Origin of the sequence: Pedobacter aquatilis, assembly GCF_030409415.1 — a bacterium.
GTDB lineage: Bacteria > Bacteroidota > Bacteroidia > Sphingobacteriales > Sphingobacteriaceae > Pedobacter > Pedobacter aquatilis.
This window is the reverse complement of the sequence record NZ_JAUFPW010000008.1, coordinates 1-24,871: the sequence shown is the minus strand read 5'-3', so window position 1 is coordinate 24,871 and position 24,871 is coordinate 1. Positions and strand designations below refer to the sequence as shown.

18 protein-coding genes are annotated in these 24,871 nt (G+C 36.2%); 7 read left to right on the top strand and 11 right to left on the bottom strand.

All coding sequences use genetic code 11. From position 1 onward, the window contains the following. The first annotated feature begins 197 nt into the window (after positions 1-197). The 4 genes from mutS to trxA all read left to right on the top strand — a co-directional run bounded on the left by mutS (position 198) and on the right by trxA (position 4,455). Positions 198-2,777: a DNA mismatch repair protein MutS gene (gene mutS / locus QWY86_RS01245; RefSeq protein WP_290237815.1), complete on the top strand. Its 2,580-nt coding sequence runs from the start codon at positions 198-200 to the stop codon at positions 2,775-2,777. A 117-nt stretch (positions 2,778-2,894) separates the two neighbouring features. Continuing rightward, positions 2,895-3,392: a C40 family peptidase gene (locus tag QWY86_RS01240; RefSeq protein WP_290237813.1), complete on the top strand. Its 498-nt coding sequence runs from the start codon at positions 2,895-2,897 to the stop codon at positions 3,390-3,392. A gap of 152 nt (positions 3,393-3,544) precedes the next feature. Next, complete coding sequence (locus QWY86_RS01235) at positions 3,545-4,012, top strand: TlpA disulfide reductase family protein (protein WP_290237811.1); 468 nt, start codon at positions 3,545-3,547, stop codon at positions 4,010-4,012. 137 nt (positions 4,013-4,149) lie between these two features. Further along, complete coding sequence (gene trxA, locus QWY86_RS01230) at positions 4,150-4,455, top strand: thioredoxin (protein ID WP_290237809.1); 306 nt, start codon at positions 4,150-4,152, stop codon at positions 4,453-4,455. A 142-nt stretch (positions 4,456-4,597) separates the two neighbouring features. On the opposite strand, the gene pdeM is transcribed toward trxA, so the two are convergent. The 4 genes from pdeM to QWY86_RS01210 all read right to left on the bottom strand — a co-directional run bounded on the left by pdeM (position 4,598) and on the right by QWY86_RS01210 (position 11,161). Next, entirely contained in the window at positions 4,598-5,236 is a 639-nt protein-coding gene (gene pdeM / locus QWY86_RS01225; RefSeq protein WP_290237808.1) for a ligase-associated DNA damage response endonuclease PdeM, read from the bottom strand. Positions 5,237-5,432: 196 nt separating this feature from the next. Next, the gene (locus QWY86_RS01220) at positions 5,433-7,910 is read right to left on the bottom strand and encodes a ligase-associated DNA damage response DEXH box helicase (RefSeq protein ID WP_290237806.1); all 2,478 of its coding nucleotides are present in this window, start codon (positions 7,908-7,910) and stop codon (positions 5,433-5,435) included. A 600-nt stretch (positions 7,911-8,510) separates the two neighbouring features. Further along, a complete protein-coding gene (locus tag QWY86_RS01215; RefSeq protein WP_290237804.1) occupies positions 8,511-10,109 on the bottom strand; it encodes an ATP-dependent DNA ligase in 1,599 nt (532 codons plus the stop codon). Further along, positions 10,106-11,161 carry a ligase-associated DNA damage response exonuclease gene (locus tag QWY86_RS01210; protein WP_290237802.1) on the bottom strand — a complete coding sequence of 352 codons (1,056 nt, stop codon included), beginning with the start codon at positions 11,159-11,161 and terminating at the stop codon, positions 10,106-10,108. The genes QWY86_RS01215 and QWY86_RS01210 overlap by 4 nt, the downstream gene beginning before the upstream one ends. 154 nt (positions 11,162-11,315) lie before the next feature. Here QWY86_RS01210 and QWY86_RS01205 point away from each other — a divergent pair, with 154 nt between their 5' ends. Both QWY86_RS01205 and QWY86_RS01200 read left to right on the top strand, forming a co-directional pair. Then, the gene (locus QWY86_RS01205) at positions 11,316-11,927 is read left to right on the top strand and encodes a SatD family protein (protein ID WP_290237799.1); all 612 of its coding nucleotides are present in this window, start codon (positions 11,316-11,318) and stop codon (positions 11,925-11,927) included. Next, positions 11,927-12,637 (top strand): DUF3307 domain-containing protein, encoded by a 711-nt coding sequence (locus QWY86_RS01200; RefSeq protein ID WP_290237797.1) that lies wholly within the window; start codon positions 11,927-11,929, stop codon positions 12,635-12,637. The genes QWY86_RS01205 and QWY86_RS01200 overlap by 1 nt, the downstream gene beginning before the upstream one ends. Before the next feature lie 199 nt (positions 12,638-12,836). Here QWY86_RS01200 and QWY86_RS01195 read toward each other — a convergent pair whose 3' ends face one another. The 7 genes from QWY86_RS01195 to QWY86_RS01165 all read right to left on the bottom strand — a co-directional run bounded on the left by QWY86_RS01195 (position 12,837) and on the right by QWY86_RS01165 (position 21,927). Further along, positions 12,837-14,996, bottom strand: a complete 2,160-nt coding sequence (locus tag QWY86_RS01195) for a S9 family peptidase (RefSeq protein ID WP_290237795.1) — start codon at positions 14,994-14,996, stop codon at positions 12,837-12,839. Between the two features lie 94 nt (positions 14,997-15,090). Further along, a complete protein-coding gene (locus QWY86_RS01190; protein ID WP_290237793.1) occupies positions 15,091-15,741 on the bottom strand; it encodes a hypothetical protein in 651 nt (216 codons plus the stop codon). 22 nt (positions 15,742-15,763) lie between these two features. After that, a complete protein-coding gene (locus tag QWY86_RS01185) occupies positions 15,764-16,540 on the bottom strand; it encodes an enoyl-CoA hydratase/isomerase family protein (RefSeq protein WP_290237792.1) in 777 nt (258 codons plus the stop codon). A gap of 1 nt (position 16,541) precedes the next feature. Next, positions 16,542-18,629, bottom strand: a complete 2,088-nt coding sequence (locus tag QWY86_RS01180) for a ComEC/Rec2 family competence protein (RefSeq protein WP_290237790.1) — start codon at positions 18,627-18,629, stop codon at positions 16,542-16,544. A 3-nt stretch (positions 18,630-18,632) separates the two neighbouring features. Then, positions 18,633-20,630, bottom strand: coding sequence for a helix-hairpin-helix domain-containing protein (locus tag QWY86_RS01175; protein ID WP_290237788.1), 1,998 nt, complete (start codon positions 20,628-20,630; stop codon positions 18,633-18,635). Positions 20,631-20,760: 130 nt separating this feature from the next. Next, positions 20,761-21,453 carry a PorV/PorQ family protein gene (locus tag QWY86_RS01170; protein WP_290237785.1) on the bottom strand — a complete coding sequence of 231 codons (693 nt, stop codon included), beginning with the start codon at positions 21,451-21,453 and terminating at the stop codon, positions 20,761-20,763. A gap of 138 nt (positions 21,454-21,591) precedes the next feature. Continuing rightward, positions 21,592-21,927, bottom strand: coding sequence for a MerR family transcriptional regulator (locus QWY86_RS01165; RefSeq protein WP_121950206.1), 336 nt, complete (start codon positions 21,925-21,927; stop codon positions 21,592-21,594). A 116-nt stretch (positions 21,928-22,043) separates the two neighbouring features. Here QWY86_RS01165 and alaS point away from each other — a divergent pair, with 116 nt between their 5' ends. Continuing rightward, positions 22,044-24,659: an alanine--tRNA ligase gene (gene alaS, locus QWY86_RS01160; RefSeq protein ID WP_290237779.1), complete on the top strand. Its 2,616-nt coding sequence runs from the start codon at positions 22,044-22,046 to the stop codon at positions 24,657-24,659. Positions 24,660-24,871 lie beyond the last annotated feature (212 nt).

Below are 24,871 nucleotides of genomic sequence, written 5' to 3'. Positions count from 1 at the left end.
AAAGTTTTACAGCAGTTACAAAAGTAAGGCGCTGCTTGTTAATTAAATTAAACAAGTGTTAAGTATTACAATTTTTATGCTAACAATCTTTCAATTTATCAACAAAACAGTTGTACAACGTTTAATCGTGCTATCTTTATGGCTTTTGCAAATTAATTTCAGTTTTGGCTAAAGATACGAATAAAGAAACCCCGTTAATGCAACAATACAACGCAATTAAAGCGAAGTATCCAGGTGCACTTTTACTTTTTAGGGTTGGAGATTTTTACGAAACCTTTGGCGAGGATGCCATTAAAACCGCTCAGATTTTGGGAATAGTTTTAACCCGAAGAGGAACAGGTCCGAATGGTGGCGCTTTAGAACTTGCGGGTTTTCCTCATCATTCACTCGATAATTATTTATCTAAACTAGTTAGGGCTGGGCAACGGGTAGCCATTTGCGATCAGCTTGAAGACCCGAAAACCACTAAAACAATTGTAAAACGCGGTGTTACTGAATTGGTTACGCCTGGTGTTGCTTATGGCGATAACATTGTAAATCAGAAATCAAATAATTACCTGGCTTCAATCTTCTTTGATAAAGCACAAATTGGAGTTTCATTTTTAGACATTTCTACCGGTGAATTTTTAATTGCACAAGGAAACAGCGATTATATAGATAAACTTTTACAAGGTTTTAAACCTACAGAAGTAATTTTTCAGAAATCAAAACGTCAAATTTTTATTGAAAAGTTTGGCGATAAATTTTACACTTTTGGATTAGATGAATGGCCTTATACTTCAGATTATGCTGAGGAAACTTTAACCAAACATTTTGATGTTACCTCGCTTAAAGGTTTTGGAATAGAACGTTTACAAAGTGGAATCATCGCCGCTGGCGTAGTTTTACACTATCTGGGCGAAACTGAACATCGCAATTTACAACATATTACATCAATAAGTAGAATTGAGGAAGACCGATTTATGTGGTTGGATAGATTTACCATTCGCAATTTGGAATTGGTAAATTCTGCAAATGATAATGCTGTAACACTTTTCGATATTCTCGATCATACATGTACGCCAATGGGTGCTCGTTTACTCCAAAAATGGATTATAATGCCGCTGAAAGAGTTAAAGCCCATTGAAGAGCGTTTAGGAATGGTCGATTTTTTTGTTAAAAACGAAGAAATTCAACAAGAATTTTTAGCGCATATCAAGCAGATTGGAGATATTGAAAGATTAATCTCTAAAGTTGGTTTGCAGCGTGTTGGTCCGAGAGAGTTAGTGGCATTGAAAAGGGCTTTAACGCATATTGAGGCCGTAAAAAAGCTTGCTGCAAATTCAAAAAATCAATTCTTAATTAAAATTGCCGATCAGTTAAATCCTTGTTTAGCCATTCGTGAGCGAATCGAAAGAGAACTTCAACCTGAGCCACCAGCATTGCTGATTAAAGGAAACGTAATTAACGATGGGATAGATGAAGATTTAGATCGTTTGCGAAAAATTGCTTTTGGCGGTAAAGATTATTTAGTACAAATTCAGAAACGAGAGGCAGAGGCAACGGGCATTCCTTCCTTAAAAATATCCTTTAATAATGTTTTCGGATATTATTTGGAGGTTACGCATACGCATAAAGACAAAGTTCCCGAAGGTTGGATTCGTAAACAGACTCTTGTTAACGCAGAGCGATATATTACGCCCGAACTGAAAGAATATGAAGAACAGATTTTAGGTGCAGAGGAGAAAATTCAGGCCATAGAAATTCGTTTGTATAATGAATTGATGTACGAAACGGCAAGTTACATCAAGCCGATTCAGCTTAATTCCTTTTTAATTGCACAATTAGATTGCTTGTTGTGTTTTGCTCAACTTGCTGAGAAAAATCATTATGTTAAGCCAAGTGTAAACAAGGAAAAAGTTTTAGATATTAAAGGTGGTCGCCATCCGGTTATAGAAAAGCAGTTGCCGGTAGGGCAAGAATACATTACAAACGATGTTTACCTAGATACTGATTCGCAACAAATTATCATGATTACAGGTCCTAACATGGCGGGTAAATCTGCTATTTTGAGGCAAACGGCGCTGATCGTTTTAATGGCGCAAATGGGAAGTTTTGTCCCTGCAAAAGCTGCTGATGTTGGTTTAGTTGATAAAATTTTTACTCGTGTTGGTGCTTCTGATAATATTTCATCAGGAGAAAGTACATTCATGGTAGAGATGAATGAAACGGCAAGTATCTTGAATAACATTTCAGATAATAGTTTAATCTTGTTGGATGAAATTGGACGTGGTACAAGTACCTATGATGGTATTTCGATTGCCTGGGCCATTGCAGAATTTTTACACCAGCATCCAACTTCACGGCCTAAAACCTTATTTGCCACGCATTACCATGAATTAAATGAGTTGGCGAATACAATGCCTCGAATAAAAAACTTTAATGTTTCAGTAAAAGAAATGACTAATAAAGTTATTTTCTTAAGGAAGTTGGTTCCTGGTGGAAGCGAGCATAGTTTTGGTATTCATGTAGCGAAAATGGCCGGAATGCCTCCAAAATTAATTGGCAGGGCGAATGAGATTTTAAAGAAGCTGGAAATTGACCGCACTGAAGGTCAAAGCATCAAGGATAGTATCAAGAAAGTACAAAATCAAGCGTATCAATTACAAATGTTCGCTATTGACGATCCGGTTTTGGTAAAAATTCGTGATACGCTTAATAATTTGGATGTAAATGCGTTAACACCTGTAGAGGCTTTGTTAAAGTTGGATGAAATACAACGTTTAATAAAAAATTAGGATTTTCCACTGAAACACAGAACACACGGAATTTGGTGTTAAATATAAAAACATGAAATAAAATAGTTCTTTTTCTTTTCGTGACTACCGTATTTCCGTGGCAAAAAATATAACTATATGACAAAAACGAAAAATTATTTTTTTCTGATTTTAGTGCTCTCTATAATTATAACTTCTTGTGGCAGCAGAAAATATACAGTTAGAAGCGATACCAAAGCTTCAAAAGCTGCTGATGCGATGTCGAGTTTGAAAAGTAAACAACTTTATAAATTTATCACAGATTGGACAGGCGTAAAATATCGTTTTGGAGGATTGGATAAAAACGGAATTGATTGTTCGGGATTTACATATCTGCTACAAAAGGAGATTTATGGGGTTACGTTACCTAGAATTTCCCGCGACCAGGCCAATGTTGTTAAGCGCAAAAATATTGATGATTTGAAAGAAGGCGATTTGGTTTTCTTCTCATTTGGCGGCAATAATGTAGATCATGTTGGTGTTTATCTCAATAATGGTTTTTTCGTTCATGCGAGTACAAATAGAGGAGTTATTGTAGATGATTTAAGTTTACCGGCTTATCAAAGAGTTTTAGTAAAATCAGGTTCGGTTAATTAAAATCTATTAACAGTGAAATGTGGTACGAATTTGTAGCTGCCTAGCTTGAATTTGATTTTATATTTTAGAACTGTACAAACAGATTTCAGATTCATCAAAATGCTCAGAATGAAAATGTGAAACTTAATCCTCTAAATTTTGGGTCTAAATTTATGCGTATTTTATTTGTAATCTGTTTTTTATTAAAGGCTTATTCTGCTGAAGCACAGGTTAAACTCCTAACTTTAGATGATTTAGATAAACGCATTTTGAGTGGTAAGGACACTACGTACGTAGTTAATTTTTGGGCTACTTGGTGTGCTCCTTGTGTGGCTGAATTACCAAATTTTGAAAAATTAAACGTTTCAAATTTTAAAAAGCCTGTCAAAGTAATTTTAGTAAGTTTAGATTTTAAATCAAAATTACAGAAGCAGGTTATTCCATTTGTTAAAAAAAATAATTTAAAGTCTGAGGTTTTCCTATTAAATGAACTAGATCAGCAACAATATATTGAACGAATAGATAAAAAATGGTCTGGAGCGATTCCAGCAACTTTGTTCGTTAATAAGAAAGTTAGACGATTTTACGAGCAAGAATTTAGCGAAGCAGAATTAAGAAAAGTTCTGTTAGGTTTCGACTAAAATTATATTACTGAATACAATTTTTACAAGTCTTAAATTCTTTTAATATTAAAACCAATATTACTTTCGTCTGTTTCGACTAAACACTAAACACTAAACACTAAACACTAAACACTAAACACTAAACACTAAACATCATGTCTAAATTTTTCGATTTAATTAATGGTGATAAACCTGTTTTAGTAGATTTTTTTGCAGAATGGTGCGGTCCTTGCAAAATGATGAAACCGATATTAGAACAGCTCAAATCTCAGGTTGGCGATTCTGCTTCAATTATTAAAGTAGATATTGATAAAAACCAACCAGTTGCAGCAACTCATCAGGTTCAGAGCGTACCTACTTTAATTTTATTTAAGAAAGGTAAAGCTGTTTGGCGCCAAAGTGGTGTTGCACAAGCTTCGCAATTAAAACAAATTATAGATTTGCACGCTTTGCAACGTTAGATATTTAACAGAAAAGAAGTTAAATAGACCTGATAGAACGGAAAGCCCGTAGTGAGTTAGGTTTATGAAAGGGGCGGCCTTGAAGTGATAGCAGGAGTGACATTAAAAAAAGGCTTCTACAACTGCTCTTCAGAATAAAAATCTATACTTCTAAAACGCTTTTTGGCGTAACGGCAAAAATTTGCTCATTTGTTTTTGGATAGATATTATAGAGGCCGGTAAAAGTACTAAAAGCCGGCAGAACCGCATATTCGCTGCCAAAATAAAAACATGGAAACTTTAAGCGTTGTTTTGCTTTGCCCACAATGGTTACGCCTGGATGGATGTGTCCGCTGATGGGATAAAGTTCTTCTTCTGTGCATTTTGGCGCATCGTGAATGAAGCAAAAAGGCCCCAAACAATAACTTGGCTCATGTATCTCAATTTTCATTAGGGCGTAATCCGCATTGGCCAATCTATCATGGTTGCCCTTCACGAGCAATAGCGTAAGGTTTTCGTATTGCTTTCTCCAGGTCGAAAATTCATCTATATCAGTGTTTAAACCATGATGAAACATATCGCCGTTAATTAGCAAAGTTTCTGGTTTGTATTTTTTGATGAGCAAACTTAGTCGTTGCAAATCGTTTTGAGCAATAGTTGAGGGCACCTGAACGCCAGCAGAACGAAAGTGCGCAGACTTGCCCAAATGCAAATCGCTGATGGCTAAAAGTTGGTGTTTAGATAGATATAAAGCCCTTTCTTTATCTAAAATCAGTTCTTCTCCGTGGCTTGTAATGGTCATTAATACTAATTAGTTTTTTAAGCTATATATTTATTTTTATCCTAGCCGGACAGGCTCTTTTCTTTTGATGTCAAAAAGAAACAAAAAACACCGGCTGAATCCCGAAGTTTCGGGATGTTAGGCCGGATTTAAGTAGAACGAAGACGTAATGCTTTGGCTTAGCCAAGTAGAAATCCAAATTGTATAAAATATTTGCCTACTTAAACTTCTCCGATTCTGCTTTCATTCTGGCTATTCGTTGTTCCAATTCTTCCGAACTCATATTTTCCCGCAAGCTATCAACCTTAATCGGGAATGAGAGCGGCGTAAAACTTTTCGGATTCGTAATCACAACGGCTCCATTCTGAATCCGTTCTAAAGCAGCAGCCAATCTGGGTTCTTCCAATTGCTGATAAAATACCTCATCGTAAGCCTGGCGCAAAAGTAAATTATGTTTGTCGTAATCGCTAAATACATTAAAAAATAAACCTGCCGATGACTGGAGGTGTTTATTCGCCACATATTTACCCGGATAACCCTGAAAAACCAAGCCCGAGATGCAGGCAATATCCCTGAATTTCCGGCGAGCCATTTCTGTGGAATTGATACTCAAAGTAATATCTTCGGTTAAGTTCTTTGGCGAAAAAACTTCATATGCGATTGATTCATCCATCGGGATTTCGATGTCGCTCAAAAGTTCAAAACCATAATCGTTCATGGCGATAGAAAAGCTGATTGGCAAGAGTTTACTTAAGCGATAAGCAACCAAAGCCGCCAAAACCTCATGCACCAATCTACCCTCAAATGGATAAGCAAAGAGGTGAAAACCCTCTTTATTGTTTATTAGCTCGATTAATAACTCATCGTTTCGAGGCACGTGCGATCGTTGTTGCTGTAATAAAAACAGGGGATAAACTACATCCAATTCTTCATCTTCGTGGGTTTTATCCAACGCTTCGTTATACTTTTTACGCAGTACAGAACCTAAATTAGAAGATAAAGGTAAACGACCGCCATTCCAGCTTGGTGAAATGGCATTGTGTTGTTTACTAACGCGAACAATAACCGTCATATCCTTTACATGGATAAATTCTAAAACTCGACCAGCCAAACGGAAATTATCGCCAGCTTTTAACCGGGTAACAAAATATTCTTCAACCATGCCAATGTAACCACCCGATAAAAATTTCACTTTCAGCATGGCATCACTCACAATTGTACCAATGTGTAAACGATGGCGCATGGCTAATTGACGGCTTTTTACTTTCCAAAGTCCATCTTCATCTTTCGTAACCTTTTTAAACTCAGTATAAGCACTTAAACTATCGCCACCTGAAGTTATAAATTGCATTACCCAAGTCCATTCTTCAGGCAAAATCAATTTAAAGGCATGGGTGTTTTTTATTTCCTCGTAAATAATTTTATCGTCGAAACCATCACCAATGGCAAGCGTAACCAGATATTGTACCAAGGTATCAAAAACCATAATAAATGGCTCTCTGCTTTCTATGTTATTCGTTTTTGCAGCTTCTTTAATGGCGGCAGCTTCTACCAATTCTAAAGCATGGGTTGGCAAAAAGTAGATTTTAGAAATCTCGTGTGGCGAATGCCCCGAACGCCCCGCACGCTGTAAAAACCGGGCAACACCCTTTGGCGAACCCACTTGTACAACGGTATCAACTGGTTTAAAATCTACGCCTAAATCTAAAGAAGAAGTTGCAATTACGGCCTTTAACTGCCCCGTGTGCAAAGCGTCTTCAATCCAATTCCGCAATTCAAAATCTATCGAACCATGGTGTATGGCAATTCTACCGGCCAATTCAGGTTCTAAATTTAGCAGATGCTGATACCACATTTCCGATTGACCGCGTGTATTGATGAAAATTAAAGTGGTTTTGCTTTTTTCGATAATCGGTAAAAGTTTGTAAGCCAATTTTAAACCCAAATGCCCGGCCCAAGGTAAAGTTTCAATATCATCTGGTAGGATAGATTTGATTAAGATTTTCTTCTCCAAATCGGCTTTCACTATAATTCTTTTGGCCTCTTCATTGGGTTCTAAAACATCCAAAGCTTCTTCAATATTGCCAATGGTTGCCGAAATGCCCCAAACCCTTAAAAACTGATTTTTTTCTAACTTCTGTAAACCTTTGATTCTCGATACGGCAAGCTCTACCAAAACCCCACGTTTGCTGCCCAAAAGCTCATGCCATTCATCAGCCACAATACCTTTAAGGTTTTTAAACAAAGTTGATGAACCTTTTTGAGCCAATAAAAGGTGTAAACTTTCTGGCGTAATCAGCAATATTTCGGGCATGGATTTTTTTTGCTGCATCTTTTCGGCTTGTGAGGTATCGCCGTTGCGAACGCCTACATGCCAATCCAACTCCAGTTCGAGCAAAGTTTCACGCATGGCTCTGGCCAAATCTTTCGCTAACGAGCGCAAAGGCGTAATCCAAATCAATTGCAAACGGTCTTTTGCTTTTTTGTTGCTTGCTTCCGATGCATTTAAAGCCTCAATTACAACTGCTAAAAACAGAGAAAATGTTTTTCCGAAACCTGTAGGTGCATTTACCAAACCGCTGTAACCATTAAGATAGTGCTGCCACGCATCTTCTTGAAACTGAAAAGGCTTGCGCTTATTGGCTTTTAACCAGTTTTTTATCTTTTTGTAACCTTTGGTTTTGGTTTGGTCCATGTATTTTTATTCGGTTCTTAAATTTATTATTTTTTTGAAAAGCAAATACAGTAATTCTTCGGTAAAATCAGTCCCGTGCCAAGGGCACTCCTTTGGAGCCATTCGTTGCAATCATTTTCTCAACTTCTGTCATGCTGAGGAACGAAGCATCTGTTTCATCGGTTGCAGATGCTTCGTTCCTCAGCATGACATGGAATTTTAAGTTGCAGCTAAGAAAATGTATTTCACTGCTGTCGGGTTTAGGATAGTTAGGTTTACCTAACTAAAATACCTTTCACCGAGTGGCGATATTCTAATGCTACTGTTTCATTATTTGAAGTTATTTCATATTCACGTTTTTGGATTTTATATATATTTACGCTTTAAATTTACAGCCAACTAAGCCTAAGCATTGCTTCTCCGTTTCACTTTAAACCGGCCTAACAAATTTTTGGGATGTTACAGTCAAATCCAAACCACTAACTCTAATACAAAAATTTTCAGCCGGCAATTTTGTTTCTTTTGTTGGCAAAAGAAAGAAGCCTGTCTGGCTAAGACAAATAAACACCCCGCCCTGCGGGCACCCCTCTAAAAGTGGGGAATGCTAATCGCAAAAAAAAACTACTCATTTATAAACGTCGATGCCAGCAACTGCCTTAAATCCTCCAGCGTATTAATCTCAGCCGCTTTTTTATCTTTTCTCCAGCGTAAAATACGTGGAAAACGTAAAGCTAAACCTGCTTTATGTCGTTTACTTTCCGCAATGCCCTCAAAGGCAATTTCGAAAACTAATTCGGGTTTTACCGTACGCACCGGACCAAATTTTTCAATCGAATTTTTGGTTACAAAAGAATTTACTTCCTTAATTTCTTTATCCGTTAAACCCGAGTAAGCCTTTGCAATAGTCACTAAATTTTCGCCATCGCGAACGGCAAAAGTGTAATCGGTAAAGAAATTTGCCCGTCTTCCGCTACCTTTTTGAGCGTAAATCATTACCGCATCAACCGTGTATGGGTTAATTTTCCATTTCCACCAATCGCCACGCTTACGCCCGCTGTGGTAATGCGAACTTAGTTTTTTAAGCATAATGCCCTCGCTATTTATCGAACGAGAAGTTTGCCTTAATTCTGCCAGCTCTTCCCAGTTTTTACAATCGATAACAGGAGAAAGCATTACAGCACTTTCATCTAAACCGCCAATTAATTGCTCTAATATTTTTCGCCTTTCGCTCAAAGGTTGCTCACGAAAATCATTAGTTTCATACTCTAAAATATCATACACGAAAAAACCTATTGGTGCATCTTCGAGTTGCTTTTTATTTATCGTTTTACGGTTTAAGCGTTGTTGTAAGGTGCTAAAAGATAAAACCTGCTTATCTTGCACAGCCAAAATTTCTCCATCTAGAACTACGCCATCAGGCAAAACATCCACTAAAAAATGAAGTTCTGGAAATTGCTCCGTTACCAATTCCTCGCCACGGCTCCAGATAAACAATTCTCCGTTTCGCTTTACAATTTGTCCACGAATGCCATCCCATTTCCATTCTGCTTGCCATTCAGAAATATCGCCTAATTTTTCTGTTTCTTGTTCCAAGGCGTAAGCTAAACAAAATGGGTAAGGCCAGGAGTTATCAGTGTTTACATGAACACCATTGATTAATTCTTCGAAAGTAATTTCGTAAGGATTCCACTTACCCATTATGCTGTGCATAATTTGAGCGCTATCTAAACTACTTTGTTTGGCCAAAGCATTTACGAGCATTTTATTGGAAACGCCAATTCTAAAATTACCAGAAATTAGCTTATTGAAAATGAATCTTTCCTGGGTTTCTAAAGTATTCCAGGCATTTAAAATAAAATCTTTCTTGGTTTCATCATCTTTGCCCTCTAAATCATGCAAATCTTCAATCCATTTATGTAATTGAAAATCTGATGTTTTTTCGGCAGGCGGCAGGAGCAGGGCAATGGTTTCACTTAAATCGCCAACGTTAGAATAACTTTCAGAAAATAACCATTCTGGTGTTTGCGTAATATCAATTGCCCAATATTTTATTAAGGCTGATTTTATTGGTCGTTTAGGTTTTTTGCCCGTAAACAAAGCAATTACCCAAACTTTGTCTTTATCATCTGCATAATTGAAATAATCTACTAATGCAGCGATTTTATCGTTGGTTTTATTGCTTTGTTCAAGCTTTTGTATCAGTTTGGCAAATCTTTTCATTCTGATTTTTGATTATTGATTTCAGAATTTTGATTCGCTGCTTCTGCTAAATCAACCTTGTTTTCTTCGTCATCTTCCTGACCGAATTTCGTCATTACTTCTTCCGATTCGATACCATTATCATTTAAAAATCTGCTAAATGCAGCGGTAAAGCCGTGTGTAACATAAACTTTTTCTGCACCTGTTGCGGTAATAGCATCCATTAATCCGGGCCAATCGGCGTGGTCGCTCAATGCAAAACCAGCATCGGCACTTTGCCAGCGGCGATGTGCCCGAACCTGCATCCAGCCAGAACAAATTCCAGTTACGGGATGGCTCAGGTTTTTAATCCAACGGCTATCTCTCATCGCTGGTGGTACAATCACAATTCCTTTTTGCAATTCATCTTTAGTGGTTTCGGGCGTAATTCTAATGGTTTCAGGTAAATTTACACCTGCATTAATAATCACTTCGTTTAAGTTTGCAATACTGTTATGAACATAAATCGGAACATCGCCAGCCAGGTTTTTAATTAAGCGCTGCGCTTTACCCAAACTGTAAGCAATAAGCACACTTGTTTTTTGTTGCGGAATATTATCATCCACCCAATTCTTAATCTTATTAAAAACGATATCTTGCTTTTGCCATTTATAAACGGGCAAGCCAAAAGTACTTTCTGATACAAATGAGTGGCATTTTACAGGTTCGAAAACATCGCTAATGCCATCATCTTCTGTTTTATAATCACCAGAAATTACACAAACTTCACCTTTATATTCCAATCGTACTTGTGCCGAACCAATAATATGCCCAGCTGGATAGAAAGAAATATTAACACCGTTTCGAACAATACTTTCACCATAATTTAATGTTTCTACATCTAAATCTTCACTAATGCGGCGTTTAATTATCGGCTTAGTTAGCGTATGGCAGAGATAATGTTTGTTGCCAAATCGTACATGGTCGCTATGGCCATGCGTAGTTACAGCATAATCTACCGGCCACCAAGGGTCTACATAAAAATCCCCTTGTTTGCAATAAATGCCTCTTTTAGTAAATTCGATAAGTGCCATGAGTAATAAACAATAAATGCTAATATAAGTTTTGAAATAATATCGGCTAATTAGCCGATAAAATGAAATATCGGGTAATTAGCCGATAATTTTAAATATCGGGTAATTAGCCGATAATTTTTGAGTTATTAAATTAAATACATATATTAGTGATATGATTTGCATTATTACAGGCGATATTGTAGGCTCAAGAAAAATTAAGGACAGCTGGTTATTAAGCTTGAAAAATGCCTTAAAGGTTGTTTCAGGACGCAATAATAAGTGGGAGATTTATCGTGGAGACAGTTTTCAATTAATAGTAGATATAGAAGATGCCATTAAAACAGCGGCATATTTAAAAGCGTGTATTAGAATAAATAAACCTGCTGATGTAAGAATGGGGATAGGTATTGGCGAGGTAAAAACTAAACGCAAAAAACTTTCGGAATCAAGTGGAGATGCATTTGTGAATTCGGGAGCTGCTTTCGACAGCCTGAAACAAGCTAAAGTAAACCTTGCTATTAAAACTGATAATCCTGATTTTGATGAGGAGATTAATGTTTTAATTAAATTATCTTTAATTGCGATGGATAGTTGGGGCGTGGTAGCAGCAGAGATGGTTAAGCTCGCCTTAGAGAGTAACAACTTATTACAGAGTGAACTAGCGGCCATTTCTGGTAGAACGCAATCTTCGGTTAGTGAGGCGCTAAAACGTGCGCATTACTCTGAAATTATGGAAATGGATAAACTGTACCGGAGAAAGGTAAATAAAATAATATCTAAGTAATGGATATCATCTTAATCAAAATCATTATTGCACATTTAATTGGAGATTTTTTTCTTCAACCTAACTCTTGGGTTAGGGATAAAGAAAAAAACAAATTAAAATCTGGAGAACTTTATAAGCATGTTGCAGTGCACGTGGGTTTAATATTTTTAGTGTTTTTAAGTTTCGGAGTTTGGAAATTAGCTTTATGTATAGGTATATTACATTTCATTATTGATGCTGGAAAATCTGTATTGCAAACCAAAAAGAATGCTCGTTTTCTGTTCTTTATCGACCAAATATTTCACTTCTCTTCAATCGTATTAATTTGGCATTTCTTTTATAAAGGCTATTTAGATATCAGCTATATTAATGACATTAAAACCTGGGTTTTCATTGCGGGTATATTGTTTTTAACTATGCCAACATCAATAATTATGAAGGTGATTATTGCGAAGTGGTTGCCCGAAAGTGATGATGAAAGCCCGAAATCGTTGCAAAATGCAGGTAAATACATAGGGATTTTAGAACGCACATTAATCTTAGTATTTATCGTTACTAATCATTTTGAAGCGGTAGGATTTTTATTGGCTGCCAAATCTATCTTTCGTTTTGGCGATTTAAAAGAAGCACACGATTTGAAATTAACTGAATATGTTTTGATAGGAACTTTACTCAGTTTTGGAATTGCGATTGTAGTTTCGTTAGGTGTGGCGGGATGGCTGAAGTAACTTGATTAGGTAACGTAAATAGAATTACAATTTTTGCATTTTAAACCCGATTGAAATGGAAATACTTTTGGCTTATCGAACTTACAAAGTCCGTATCCGAATTTTAGAAGATACTTTTTATGTTTAGCCAAAAGATTGAAATAAAAAGCGGGGCTATCGAAACCGATTCCCCGCTGAAATTGCTTTTCAAATATTTAAATTATCTCGCTCCTGGAGGGCAATTATCTTTTAAAAACTTGGTGTAAGTGAGTGATAAATGTTCGCTTGTTCCTTCGCCTTCAGAAATGCTGTGTGTACGGTTTGGATAACTCATCAATTGGAAAACCTTTTTGTTTTTAATCAATTCATTAATCAACATTTCGGCATTTTGGTAATGAACGTTGTCATCGCCAGTACCATGAATGTACAATAAATTGCCTTTTAAATTTTTAGCATGACTAATTGGAGAACCTTTTACATAAGCTTCTTTGCTTGGGAAAGGTGTGCCCATGTAGCGCTCCTGATAAATATTGTCGTAAGTTAATTGATTGCCTACAGCCGCAATTGATATACCTGTTTTATAAATTTCGGGATATTGGAACATCAAATTCAGCGTTGATGAACCACCACCGCTCCAGCCCCAAACGGCAACTCGGTCTTTATCCATAAATGCATTTGCAGCCAGTAATTTTTTAGCAGCCATGGCCTGGTCGCGGACATTGATTACACCAATATTTTTGTAAATGCCTTTACGCCATACTGTCCCTTTTGGAACAGGCGCACCGCGATTATCCATAGAAATGTAGATGTAACCATCTTTAGCCATATCACCCGCATATAAAAAGTTTCTGCCAGCTCCGTATGTATCTAAAGCTGTTGCAGATGCAGGTTCGCCGTACACGTAAAATACAACCGGATATTTCTTATTTGGATTAAAATCATCAGGCTTCTTCATCCAACCATCCAATTCAACACCATCTTCGGTAGTTACTTTAAAGAATTCTACTTTGTTTTTTGGTGCTTCTTGTTTAGATAATTGTGTGCTGATGCTACCATCCATTGTAAAAGGACTTCCTGTTGTGAAATTCATCCATTCGGTAATTGGCCTTACAATTGAACTGTTGTAGCTGTGACGGGCAAAAGCTGCGTTTGGAGAAATATCATAATTGTGCGTTCCCGGTAGGATGGAAGGCGTTACCTGCTCTAATTTACCTTTTCCATCTAATTTAGTTTTGTATAGATACTTTTGAGTTGCATTGGTTGGCGATGCTGTAAAATACACGTAATTATTCTTCTCATCGATTAATTTTACATCAATAACATCATAATTTCCCTTTGTAACCAAGGTTGTTTTCTTACCATCGCGACTGATTCTGTATAAATGATTCCAGCCATCTTTATCAGAAAGAATGGTAAATTCCTTATTATCTGCTAACCATTTCCACTCGTCTTGCGCATCAATCCACGCTTTTGCTGTTTCAGTATAAATGGCTTTGGCATCACCAGAAGCGGCATTGCAAAGGAACACTTTACTTTCGTTTTGCTCACGGTTAAGTTGCTGTAAAATAATTTCGTTGCTATTCGGAATCCATTGCATGCGGGGAATATAATGCTGAATATTATCGCCCGGTACATTTAACCAATTTGTTTTTGCCGTAGTAACATCAACCACGCCAACTTTACAAGCAGATGGGTTTTCGCCAACTTTTGGATATTCTACCGGAATGGTGTAAGGATAAATTGAATCGGTGTTGTTTATCATTAAAAAGTTTTTGATTTTGGTTGCATCGATTTGCCAGTAAGCAATGGTTTTGCTATCCGGACTCCATCTAAAACCATCACGACAATCAAATTCTTCTTCGTAAACCCAATCGAAAGTACCATTAATCATTCGGTCAGTTCCATCAGTTGTTAAAGCTTTAGAATTTGTTCCATCAATATTTTCTACATATAAATTGTGTTTGCTTACATAAGCTACTTTATTGCCATCGGGCGAAAGCTTAGCAAACATTAAAGATGAAGCTGGTTTATCTTTTCCAATTTGAGTGATTTTATTAGCGGTTAAATCTGCCAACCAATAATCACCACGGGTATCGTAACGCCAAACTTTTTTGCTGTTTGTGTAAATTAGGGCCTTAGTTCCATCATTAGAAAGCTGAAAACTTCTAACCGCAATAGCTTCTCCTTTTCCGGGAGGCGTTAATAATGCTCTTGAAATAACGGTTTTTTTATCACTTTTTGGAAGCGTAACGGAAATGATTTCTCCGCCAGCAATTTGATAGTAAGAATTACCATCTTTTGCCCAATTTATACCTTGGGCATTTACATTCACTATCGAAAAGATAGAAATGCAAACAACTAAAAATAGGTTTTTAATCATAATAAGTTAGGTCATAAAAAAAGCTTTTTAACTTTTCGGCTAATTTATAAAAAAGGCCGGCAGTTAAAAAGCTTTGAGTAAAAGTGATGGTTAATTATTCGCCACCACCTTGCATAGCTTTCATTTCAGCGTAAGTAATTTCATCGTAACCTGCAGGAATTTTAGTTACAGAAAGTTCTCCAACTTTACCTTCAGTTAAAGATTTTAATGTAATTGTTGCTTCCTTTGTATCAATCATCACCACAAAGCCTTTAACATCTTTAAAATCTGCAGTTGCAATGTTAACCGGAACATCTACATCGGTTGTCGCCCAAAGTTCGCCAGTACCACCTTTGCTATCTTTAAATGTGTATTTTTCTACATTGTAGCCAGAAAGTGTTTTTTTCTCGCCAGTTGCTTTAAATTCAGAATATGAAGGTCTTGTAGCTTTTGATTCTTCCATATCAGCTTTGGTTAATTTAGCTGCTAATTGTTTTTGGGCAACAGGAATATCAACCAAAGTTAAACCAGTTTCGGTTTTATTATCCATAAGTACCGCAACTGTAGCCGGACCAAAACTTAATTCTAATTTAGATATCTCATTATTGAATTTTACTTTTTGTTCTTCAGGAGCACCCGGAGCACTAATTTTATATTTAATTCCATATACTAAAGTACCTTCAGATATTTTTTTTTGCGCATGTGCAATTACAGCTGTGCTTACTAAAATTAAAGCGATAACGCTAGTTTTGATTGATTTTAACATGTTTTTATTTCAGTTTAGTTATTTACCAGTTAATTTTTTCTTTGTTTAAAAAGGACGCAATTCCTTTTTTAAAATCGTCACTTTCTCTAACCCGGGCATTAATCTGCACGGCGGTTTCTAAAGTTTTTTCGAGCAATGGATTTGTAGTCTGACTAATTAATTGTTTCGTAATCATTAACGAATTGCCCGAACTTTCTCTACACAAACTTAATGCAAATTCTTTAACCTTTAGAGCTATTTCTGCCGAATTTGTTACAAAATTTATGAGTTTATATTCCAAGGCTTGTGCTGCCGGGAAAGTTTTTCCGGTAAGTAAAATCTCTTTGGCTATCGTTTCATTAACTTTTTGCATTAAAAAGCATGAAACAATTGCAGGTACAAAGCCAATTTTCACTTCTGTATAACCGAAATTACTTTCAGGCGTGGCGAAAATAATATCGCAAATGGTAGCTAAACCGCAACCTCCAGCTATTGCATGTCCCTCAACTTGTGCAATTACAATTTTTGGTAAATAATAAATGGTAGTGAAAAGTTTTTTGAGGTTATTTGAATCGGCAACGTTTTCTTCAAAGGTATTGTTTTGCAATTGTTGCAGATATTCTAAATCGGCGCCAGCGCTAAATGTGCCTCCATTAGCATTTAAAACCACAACCTTTACATCATCATCTTCCTCAGCCTGAATAAAAGCATCTGTTAATGCTGCAATCAATTCAGGATTTAAAGCATTTCGCTTTCCAGGGCGGTTGATGGTTATTGTTGCAATTCTATTTTCTACACTGTACAGAACCAGTTTATCCATATTATTTAGTTAGTTGAACCAAATATGCAGGATTTTTCTTTAAAATGTGAGGGGTAATTTTATTATTTTCAGCAAAGGTTTTAAAAATTTCAATTTTATAATCTCTATTTTTAGCGTCGATTATCATATTTTGATATTGAATTTCTTTTGGAAGATTTTCTAATTTGAATTTCGTATTGCCCGTTATCCAGATGCTTTCAAATTTGCCTTTCATATTTAGCTTCTTATAATTTAATGATTCATCTAAAAGCAAAATTTTATAATCGTTAAAAATAATTTGTTTGTTTTTAAGAATGAAGTTTCCAAGTAAAGTATCTTTCTTTAAGCTGATAAAATCGATTTTACTAATCTGCGATTGCTCTAACGCTGGTTTAACAAAAAAATGAAAATTCTTGTCGCTTTCACTCAAATCAGTTAGTATAATTGCTTTTGAGCCTTGCATAAATGCAGCAGCATAGTTTTTTCTTAAGGTGAAAAAGATAATTTTCTTCTGCGTGATGGCTGTATAATTATCGAAAACTATTATCGCTTGATAAAATATGTAAACTATAATTGAAGTGAAGATTAGTTGTTTGTTATATTTTGATAGCGCATAAATGAACAAACCAAGTGCTAAACTCAGCAAAATTAACTCAGGTAAATTAATCCAGATGGCTGAGAAAGTAGAGTAGGGCAAATCAGCTATCCATTTTAATACGTTGTTCGTCGTTACAATTATCCATTCGAAAATTGGCGATAATTTATCTACAATAGGAATGAGCACTGCAATGCCTAAAATCATGATGACGATTAGCGGAATGGATATGAATAAATTCCCAAGTAGAAAATAGACTGGAAATTGGTGGAAATAATAAATACAAAGTGGAAAAGTAACCAGTTGAGCAGCCAATGAAAGCGCAACCAGCTCCCAAATTTTATTCAGCCATTTGTTTTTAACGTAAAGCCACTTGTAAATTTTCGGTTGGAGATAAATCAAACCAAAAACCGAAATATAGGATAGCTGGAAACCAACATCCCAAATAAGAAACGGATTATAAATTAATTGACAAAATGCTGCAAAGGCAAGCGTATTGTAACCATTTTTGTTTTTGGCAAAGGTTTTCGCTGTAATAAAAATGGTAATCATAATTGCCGACCGCACTACTGAAGGAGATAAACCGGTAATGAGTGCATAAGACCAGATTAAACCACAAATTATTACAAACTTCAAAATTTTTAATCCTCTTTTCTTGTCTAGAAATAACAACAAAAAATCCAACACGAAGAAGATTATGGCAACGTGGCTGCCGGAAACTGATAGTGCATGGATGGTTCCCGTTTTGGAATATGCTGCCAAAGTTTCTTTGCTTAAATCGGCCCGGTAGCCTAAAATTAATGTTGATGCTACGGCAAAAGCTTCATCATTTTTAATCAGTTTTCTGTATTTCGCAATTTGTTTTTCTCTTAAATCCAAAGCGAATTCTATGATAGGATTTCCAATATTTTTATTGGTTTTTAACAGATGATTTTGATTGATGAAAGTTTGTTCATAAACATTCTGACTGGCCAACCAGCGTTTGAAATCAAATTCCGCAGGATTGTATGGTGGTTCAACTTCTAAATATTTTGCGGAAATAATTAACTCATCGCCATATTTTAATTTTACCGGTTGTAAGCTATCTAACTTTAAAGCCAATAATAATTGTCCGCTGAGTTTGATTGGTTTATTATTTTCATATCCAGAAACCATGCTTACCTTGAACCGCAAAATATCGTTCGTTTGCTCTGGCTCATCATTTACCCATACTTTTAAATGCTTGTAATCCTTTCTTCCAAAATAATCTGCCTTAAGTTTTTGGCTATTTAAAGCACATAAAAATCCGCCGAGGAAAAAGAAAAAGACAAAAATTAGCATACCCGTTATGCCCTTGTACTTATAGCCATTCAGTTTTTTATAAGTTATATTCAATAGAAAAAGGCTAATGAGTAATAGGCAAGTTATCAAACCCAGAATTGGAATTAGTTCTTCCCTTTGGAAAAAATAGAAAATCCCAATTCCTAACAATAGGGGTGCTAAAATTCTAACGAAAACATATTCGGCTTTAAACATATTTTAGAATTGATACCTTAACTGAATCTTGATTTCTGATTTTTTATTACCTTGGATTTCATCCAAATAAGTGCCCACGGTTTCTACATCCTTATAATAAAACATGGCATATCTTGCCCAAATATTTAATTTTTTGGCAATATTATATTTTACGTTGAGGTATGTTCTGAAACCTTTTCCATCGTACATTCCGAATGCGAAACTGTACAAAACATCATCTTCGTAAGCATAAATTCGGCTATTGTAACTTGGTGTATTGAAATATGCAATACGGAAATTACCTGTGATTTTGGAAAACATGGGTGAATAATCTACATCCTGGTAAACTAAATATCCAAACTCCCGGTTCGCATCACCTTTTTTGTATTGCGAAACTTCCGCACGATTTTGAAAGCTCCACTTTTTGTTCAGTTGCCAGCTAACTTCTACACGATAACCCTCTTTTTTTACCTCATCCAAAAAGTTAATCGGAACCTCCAAATCAGTATTTTGCTGTTTGTTTTCGGTTTTGAATCTGGCTAAAATTTTGAATGTTTTGGTCGGTGTATAAATTGCCTGACCAAGTATTTCGTAACCTTTGGATGGTGCATCCACACGATATTTTAACCACGGAAATTGATAATAATCGCCATAAATAGAAAATGACCAACGCTTATTTGGTACGATATTTAACCCTGTGTATAATCCCTTTTCATTTATCGCCTCACTTGCTTCTGCTAGGGCTTGATTAAAAAAGTTGTGATAATCTTTTGTGTAATTCCGGTAAGTTATCGCAGCCGAAACTATTGGAGATAAACTTATTAAAGCACCATTCACATACGCCAAACCACTATTTAAGCTTTTGCCACCTTCGCCAAAAAAGTAAATGTTTTTGTAGGTGTAATTGTAATAAAGGCCAACGTTTGTGAGCGAATTTCCAGTAAAACTAAATCTATCGTAAACAGCCGCTTGAGTGATAAAACTATTACTGAATTTAGTTTGATAAGCAATAGCACCAATTCCGAATTCATTTTTAGTATATTGAATTACAGCGCCGTAAATACGCTGACTTAAAGAATTTCGATTCTCAATTTCAGTCGGCGTTCTATGCAAACCTGTTTGGTTGATAGTTGATTGTACTAAATTTCCGTCAAAATCAACATCCTGACTTGCATCCAAATTTCTAAAGGAAACGAAAGGCGTAATATCGATGTTTTTGTAAAGATTAACCGTCGCGGAAGCGCCACGGAGAAATGAATATTCGTTAGCAGAAGTATAAGGACGCAGGCCCAAATCTTTTTTCGCTACACTGGTTACATCCGGTCCTTTGCCAAAAGCAAAGCCCGACCACATGGCTAAACCTTGTCCGAATTGTAAGGTGTAATCTCCTAAAACTAACTTTTTTATCTTTCCAAGCTTTGCTAAAGCAATATTTCCTGATAAAAAATCGAAGGGTTTGCCAATAAATTTTTCGCCCGCATCTTTATCCAAAGTAATGGCTGCTGAAAGAATGTTTCCGTAATGGTAGCGATAGCGTGTCTGAAATCTTTCCGGAGAACCTAAATATCTGTTGCCTGACAAATCGGTAAAGCCTTTTTGCTTTTGCAGCGTTTGAGCGAAACGCATAACTAAATCATTCTCGCCAAACTGAATGATGTTTTTTAAGGTCAGTTTTTCATATTCTGTTGCAGCGTTTAAGGTTACAAAAGGAAGTAAACTCTGCACCGTTTTGGCATCAAATCCATTAATAGATTGAAGTTCCAGAACATCGACAAGGTTGCCATTTTCTTTAATGTGGCTAAAGAAATTACTGATTTGCAACGGCGAAAGAAAAACGAAAGTCTTTAATTCATCTGGCGTAGTTTTATTTAGGTTAATTGGGTGTTTTCGATATCTGGTCAACAAATCAATCAGCTCCGTCATGTCATAATCATCGGGCAGATTTTCGGCAACGCTTTCCAGAATGTCACGCAAATCAATTTCCTTTTCTGCATTTTGAGCATTGGCAATGAACCCCATCATCAGCAACAGCATAGTCAACAATTTAAAACGCATAGCCAACAGCAAATTGAGGTGCATAACCCAGATTGGCATCGTAAGCGGTGGCCATATCCATTAGAAACTTCTTGTAATTCAACCCGAAACCTACATATTATTTAAAGGGTTTTGCGCTTAAACCGCCTCGCAGACTTAGCAAAGCGAATATTTTATAATCAATACCTAATCTTACATCGACAGATTGATTTAATGTTTTGGAAATTGTTGTGGCGATGAGCACTTTATCAGAGGCGAGATATGTTCCACCAATATTCAATGATGTAGGGATTTCGCCAGAAACTAATGAGCTGCTGAACTTTTGCTGAGCTGGATTGCTTACAAATGCGCCTAAAGTAAATACATTATTAAATTGATACAAAGCACCAACATCAATAGAAAAACCATTTAATGCGCCATAATTCGCAATTTTCAACTGATGATAATTGCCATTTAAAGCAATGGAAAGCTTATTTCCGAATTTCTTCGCATAAGCAAAACCTACTTTACTTTCGTTGTATTCCGAAAATCCGTAACGTTGAAAACTTGCGCCAACAAAGTTGTTTTTAAAGGGAACAACCAATGCAAATCCCTGCGTACTTATTTCATTACTAAACAGATGCTTGATGTAGTTTAAAGAAATTGTTGGTTTTTCAAGAGCCGTTATTCCTGATGGATTTGCTTGCAATGCCCAAACATCGGTAACAGCGGCACCATTGTTGCCCATGGCACTTAACCGCGGCCCCAAATTGTTTTGAGCAAATAAATAAAAAGGGGTGAGGGAGATTAATAATACGTTCCATATCTTCATTTTGAGGCGTTAAACCAGTAAATAAAAAATAGGGAAGATTGGCGTTTGGTTATTCCAAATTAGGAAATTATTTTAGAATAAAAAAAATGATTGTTTTTTTTGGCAAAGATTTTAAAGTTAAATATTGAGCTAACTGAATTAAAGCTCCTGCGCCAAATTCACCAAAAAACCTTTCAACTTTTCTAAAGAATCTATAATTTTCTGGTTCTCCTTAACATCGCCTTTATTATTTTTTAAATGCTCTTTTGCGCCTTTTAATGTAAAGCCTTTTTCATCAACAAGATTGAAAATAATTTTTAAATTTTCAATGTCTTCAGGGGTAAACAGGCGGTTGCCTTTCTTATTTTTCTTCGGTTGCAGAATATCGAATTCCTTTTCGTAAAAACGGATTTGAGACGCGTTCACATTAAACATTTCAGTCACTTCGCCCATAGTATAATACATTTTATTGATGTCTCTTTCTTTGTATGGCATAATTGGTGATTGATTATTAAGGTTTTACAACGTTTAATTAAAGTATTCAAATGTAGCTTGATTTTTCCTTATTAACGCAATAAAATTTTAATTTTGTTGCTCAATTATAAAACGTAATGACAGCAAAAGAGATTAGACAGGCATTCCTTAGTTATTTTGAATCCAAACAACACCATATTGTTTCATCGGCACCAATTGTGGTTAAAAACGACCCAACATTGATGTTTACCAACGCCGGTATGAATCAATTTAAAGATTTGTTTTTAGGCGAAGCCGCGATTAAATATGCCCGTGTTGTAGATACTCAGCGCTGCTTACGAGTATCTGGCAAGCACAACGATTTAGAAGAAGTTGGTATAGATACCTATCACCACACTATGTTTGAAATGCTGGGAAATTGGAGTTTTGGCGATTATTTTAAGAAAGATGCCATTGCCTGGAGCTGGGAATTACTAACTGAGGTTTATAAAATTCCGAAAGAGAAATTATATGTTACCTATTTCGAGGGTGATGAAAAAGAGGGTTTAGAAAAAGACCAGGAAGCTTATGACCTTTGGAAACAATATGTTGATGAAAGCCATATTTTGCCAGGAAACAAAAAAGATAATTTTTGGGAAATGGGCGATACCGGACCATGTGGACCATGTTCTGAAATCCATGTAGATTGCCGTACCGATGAGGAAAAAGCTGCCGTTGATGGCGCTACTTTGGTGAATGCCGACCATCCGCAGGTTATCGAAATCTGGAACAATGTATTTATGCAATTTAACCGTTTAAAAGATGGTTCTTTGCAAAGTTTACCAGCCAAACACGTAGATACCGGAATGGGTTTTGAACGCTTGGTTAGGGTTTTACAAGAAAAAACATCCAATTACGATACCGATGTTTTTCAGCCAATGATTCAGTTTATTGCTGAAAAATCTGGAATTAAATATGGTGCTGATGAAAAAACAGATATCGCCATGCGTGTGATGGCTGACCATATCAGGGCGATTTCATTTGTAATTGCTGATGGACAATTGCCATCAAATAATAAGGCTGGTTATGTAATTCGTAGAATTTTACGTCGTGCTGTACGTTATGCGTATACTTTCTTAAATTTCAAAGAGCCGTTTTTAAATCAGTTGGTTCCATTATTGGCAGAGCAGTTCAAAGGTGTTTTCGATGAGTTGATTTCTCAACAGGATTTCGTTCAGAAAGTTGTTTTGGAAGAAGAAGTTTCGTTTTTGAGAACATTATCAACAGGAATTCAGCGTTTCGAAAAATATCAGGCAACCAATAATATTGTAGATGGAAGTTTCGCTTTTGAACTATCTGATACATTTGGTTTCCCAATTGATTTAACAGAATTAATGGCTCGTGAAAAAGGTTGGTCGGTTGATTTAACTGCTTATGAACAGGCACTTAAAAAACAGAAAGACGATAGTCGTGCTGCTACCGCAATTGATACTGGCGATTGGGTAATTGTAAATGCTGATGAACAAAGTGAATTTGTTGGTTACGATGATTTAGAAATCGAAACTGAAATTTTAAAATACCGTAAAGTTAAAGCTAAAGGAAAAGAGCAATATCAAATTGTGTTGCGCCAAACGCCTTTTTATGCCGAAAGTGGCGGGCAGGTTGGCGATACGGGTCGTTTAGAAGACCATAGCCGCCAATTTTGGGTTGATATTACCAATACCAAAAAGGAAAATGGTTTAACAGTACATTTTGCAGATATTCTTCCAGATAATTTGGAGGGTAAGTTTTGGGCGGTTGTAGATGAAGACAAACGTATTTTAACTGAAGATAATCACTCAGCTACACACTTGCTTCATGCCGCAATGAAACAAGTTTTGGGCAACCATGTAAATCAAAAAGGTTCATTAGTTAACGCTGATTATTTACGTTTCGATTTTTCGCATTTCGCAAAAGTTACTGATGAAGAACTCGCACAGATTGAGGTGATTGTAAACCAAAAAATCAGGCAAAATATAAAGTTAAAGGAACAGAGAAATGTACCGTACCAAGATGCTATTGAAAGTGGTGTTACCGCTTTATTTGGCGAAAAATATGGTGATTTTGTTCGTATGATAACTTTTGATGACCATTTTTCAAAAGAACTTTGCGGTGGAACACACGTAAAAGCAACCGGGCAAATAGGTTCGTTTAAAATTATTGCTGAAAGTGCCGTTGCAGCTGGTGTTAGAAGAATTGAAGCCATTACTGCTGATAAAGCTGAACAATATTTTCTGGAGCAACGTAAAGAACTTGGTCATTTAAAAACCTTGTTGAACGGAAGTAAAGATTTATCGGCTTCTGTTCAGGCTTTGCTTGATGAAAATGCAAAACTTAAAAAAGAGATTGAAAAATCTACTTTAGAGCGAGTAAGCAATCTAAAGCATGAAATTGTGCATCATGTACGTGGCATTAATGGCGTAAACCTGATAGCTAAACACATCGATTTACAAAGTGCAGATGCTGTGAAAAACTTAGCTTTTTCGCTAAAGGATATGATTGATAATTTATTCCTGGTATTTACCACAGAAATTGATGGCAAGCCTGGTGTAACCGTAATGCTTTCTGATGATTTGGTGAAAAAAGGAATGAATGCTTCGAATATCGTTCGTGAATTGGGTAAAGAAATTCAAGGCGGAGGCGGTGGTCAGCCGTTTTATGCAACAGCAGGTGGAAAAAACCCGACAGGTTTACCAAATGTTTTAGCTAAGGCAGAAAGTTTTATTTCGCAATAATTTATAAGAAACCATTATTGTGAGGTAGGAAGCAATCTTTTGGAAAAGAGATTGCTTCGCGACAGCAACGATAATGTATATTTCAAACTTTAAGAGGAAGCTCCCCACCTTATTTTCAAGGAGGGGTTGGGGCAATGTCATTAACTTAAGGGAATCATAGGGTAAGGAACTGTAAAAACAGTTCCTTTGTGCTTTCGAAACAACCCCCATGA

Excerpts from the sequence above, each read along its gene's own strand:
- mutS (WP_290237815.1), top strand. The coding sequence starts at position 198 with ATGCAACAATACAACGCAATTAAAGCGAAGTATCCAGGTGCACTTTTA.
- QWY86_RS01240 (WP_290237813.1), top strand. The coding sequence starts at position 2,895 with ATGACAAAAACGAAAAATTATTTTTTTCTGATTTTAGTGCTCTCTATA.
- QWY86_RS01235 (WP_290237811.1), top strand. The coding sequence starts at position 3,545 with ATGCGTATTTTATTTGTAATCTGTTTTTTATTAAAGGCTTATTCTGCT.
- trxA (WP_290237809.1), top strand. The coding sequence starts at position 4,150 with ATGTCTAAATTTTTCGATTTAATTAATGGTGATAAACCTGTTTTAGTA.
- pdeM (WP_290237808.1), bottom strand. The coding sequence starts at position 5,236 with ATGACCATTACAAGCCACGGAGAAGAACTGATTTTAGATAAAGAAAGG.
- QWY86_RS01220 (WP_290237806.1), bottom strand. The coding sequence starts at position 7,910 with ATGGACCAAACCAAAACCAAAGGTTACAAAAAGATAAAAAACTGGTTA.
- QWY86_RS01215 (WP_290237804.1), bottom strand. The coding sequence starts at position 10,109 with ATGAAAAGATTTGCCAAACTGATACAAAAGCTTGAACAAAGCAATAAA.
- QWY86_RS01210 (WP_290237802.1), bottom strand. The coding sequence starts at position 11,161 with ATGGCACTTATCGAATTTACTAAAAGAGGCATTTATTGCAAACAAGGG.
- QWY86_RS01205 (WP_290237799.1), top strand. The coding sequence starts at position 11,316 with ATGATTTGCATTATTACAGGCGATATTGTAGGCTCAAGAAAAATTAAG.
- QWY86_RS01200 (WP_290237797.1), top strand. The coding sequence starts at position 11,927 with ATGGATATCATCTTAATCAAAATCATTATTGCACATTTAATTGGAGAT.
- QWY86_RS01195 (WP_290237795.1), bottom strand. The coding sequence starts at position 14,996 with ATGATTAAAAACCTATTTTTAGTTGTTTGCATTTCTATCTTTTCGATA.
- QWY86_RS01190 (WP_290237793.1), bottom strand. The coding sequence starts at position 15,741 with ATGTTAAAATCAATCAAAACTAGCGTTATCGCTTTAATTTTAGTAAGC.
- QWY86_RS01185 (WP_290237792.1), bottom strand. The coding sequence starts at position 16,540 with ATGGATAAACTGGTTCTGTACAGTGTAGAAAATAGAATTGCAACAATA.
- QWY86_RS01180 (WP_290237790.1), bottom strand. The coding sequence starts at position 18,629 with ATGTTTAAAGCCGAATATGTTTTCGTTAGAATTTTAGCACCCCTATTG.
- QWY86_RS01175 (WP_290237788.1), bottom strand. The coding sequence starts at position 20,630 with ATGATGGGGTTCATTGCCAATGCTCAAAATGCAGAAAAGGAAATTGAT.
- QWY86_RS01170 (WP_290237785.1), bottom strand. The coding sequence starts at position 21,453 with ATGAAGATATGGAACGTATTATTAATCTCCCTCACCCCTTTTTATTTA.
- QWY86_RS01165 (WP_121950206.1), bottom strand. The coding sequence starts at position 21,927 with ATGCCATACAAAGAAAGAGACATCAATAAAATGTATTATACTATGGGC.
- alaS (WP_290237779.1), top strand. The coding sequence starts at position 22,044 with ATGACAGCAAAAGAGATTAGACAGGCATTCCTTAGTTATTTTGAATCC.